Annotated in this window: 1 protein-coding gene; it reads right to left on the bottom strand. The window is 59.3% G+C overall.

Annotated features, from left to right (window positions below):
* Window positions 1–397 (bottom strand): alpha/beta hydrolase (locus EOB36_RS34010; protein WP_164897733.1); only part of this gene is annotated, 397 nt, incomplete at its 3' end.
* Between the last annotated feature and the right edge of the window lie 136 nt (window positions 398–533).

Below are 533 nucleotides of genomic sequence, written 5' to 3'. Positions count from 1 at the left end.
CCTCGGGCGAGACGGGCGGCGTGCCGGTGATCATCAAGCCAAGCAGGCCGGGAAAGCGGTCGATCATCTCAAGCCCGATATGGCCGCCGAGCGACCAGCCGAAGACGATGGCCTTGTCGATGCCGAGCAGCCCGAGCACTTCGGTCATGGCATAGGCATAGCCTTCCATGCTGTAGGAACGCTCTGGATCGATCGCATCGCCGGACGCTCCATGGCCGGGTAGGTCGGGAGCGATGAGGTGATATCGCTCGCCCAACGGGCCGTCCAACTGGTTGCGGAAAACGGCACTGGAAGATGAATTGCCGTGGATCAGCATGACAGCGGTTCCCTGGCCGCTGGTCTCACGCACCGCGATCTTGCCGTGGCTGGTTTCAAGGGTCTTCTGCGAGATCGTCATTGTCCGCTCCGTCGGGACTTGCCCTGTTTTAATGCAGTTGCGCAGCAAAGCGCCACGGCTTCCATACCTTTGCGGGAACCATCTTCCCGGCCAGGTTGCGTTGAAAAATCCTTTTCAAATAAGAACAATTATGCGT

The organism is Mesorhizobium sp. M6A.T.Cr.TU.017.01.1.1 (assembly GCF_004023115.1).
Taxonomy (GTDB): domain Bacteria; phylum Pseudomonadota; class Alphaproteobacteria; order Rhizobiales; family Rhizobiaceae; genus Mesorhizobium; species Mesorhizobium mediterraneum.
This window is presented reverse-complemented; position numbering and strand designations above follow the sequence as displayed.